General features: G+C 65.1%; 2 protein-coding genes. One reads left to right on the top strand and one right to left on the bottom strand.

All coding sequences use genetic code 11. The annotated features are described in order from the left end of the window. Window positions 1-412: EamA family transporter (locus tag ACFOHJ_RS24810; protein ID WP_378225831.1), on the bottom strand; the 412-nt coding region annotated here is incomplete at its 3' end. 124 nt (window positions 413-536) lie between these two features. Here ACFOHJ_RS24810 and ACFOHJ_RS24805 point away from each other — a divergent pair. Continuing rightward, window positions 537-1271: aminotransferase-like domain-containing protein (locus tag ACFOHJ_RS24805; RefSeq protein WP_378225829.1), on the top strand; the 735-nt coding region annotated here is incomplete at its 3' end.

Genomic DNA, 1271 nt, shown 5'->3' with positions numbered 1-1271 from the left:
CGAAACCCGCGACGGCCGCCGCGCCGATGATCGAGAACAGCCAGAACGGAGCATGCGGCCGCTCGCCGCCGCGCACGACGCCGAAGATGGCGGTCGCCAGTGGCAGCAGTCCGATGAAGACGATCGAGTGGGCGGCCGTGATGTGTTGGAGCGCCAGGGCGGTAAGCAGGGGAAAGCCCACGACCACGCCGATGGCGACGATTGCAAGCGGCAGGATATCCTTCCGCTCGGGCAGGGGCTGGCGAAGTACGAACAGAAATATGGCGCCAAGCAGGGCGGCCAGCCCGGCACGTGCCGAGGTCAGGAACATGGGCGCGAAGTCCGCAACCGCCACACGCGTAGCCGGCAGCGAACCGCTGAATATGATGACTCCGAGGAGGCCGCTGCCCCATCCTGCTGTTCTTTCGTCCATGGGTCCTCGCTTTCCGGGGACGAGCACCTAGAGCCATTCGGCCAATACGGACAGCGACAGTACGGTACGATTATAGAAATCCGTATGGTATGTATGACCCATACAGTTATGGGGACTTGGTGTGATGGACGGCGAAACAACCCGAACGGAAGCGCTGATCCGGGCCGTTCGCGCAAGGATCGCAACCAGGGCGCTCGCTCCGGGGGATCGCCTCCCTTCCGTCCGGCGCTTCGCCGAAACCATGGGCGTGTCGCCATCGACCGTCGTGGAGGCTTATGCGCGGCTGGAAGCGGAAGGGGTTATCCGCGCTCGCCGCGGCTCGGGCTTTTATGTGACAGGCGCCGGTCTTCCGCCCCTGTCCCTGTCGGGGATGGGACCGCGCCGCGAGCGCGACGTCGATCCCTTCTGGGTTTCGAGGCAGTCGCTCGACGCCGACCCGTCGGTGCTGAAGCCCGGCTGTGGATGGCTGCCGGCCGACTGGATGCCGAATCCTGCGCTTCGAAAGGGTATCAGGATGCTTGCCCGCGCGAACGACAGCATGTTGTCGGATTATGGCAGCACGCGCGGCTCGCTCGAACTGCGCCGCCACCTGATCGGCCGGTTTGCGGACCAGGGCATTGCGGCAACCGTCGACCAGGTTCTCCTGACGGGTTCGGGCACGCAGGCGATCGACCTGATCTGCCGATTGCTGCTGCGCCCGGGCGACACCGTTCTCGTCGACGATCCCTGCTACTTCAATTTCCAGGCCTTGCTGCGTGCACACCAGGTCAGGATCGTCGGCGTTCCGTTCACGCCGACGGGGCCCGACGTTCCGGCCTTCGAGCAGGCGCTGATCGATGAGCAACCGCGCCTCTACATC

The organism is Aquamicrobium soli, from assembly GCF_042646345.1.
Lineage (GTDB): Bacteria > Pseudomonadota > Alphaproteobacteria > Rhizobiales > Rhizobiaceae > Mesorhizobium > Mesorhizobium soli_A.
This window is presented reverse-complemented; position numbering and strand designations above follow the sequence as displayed.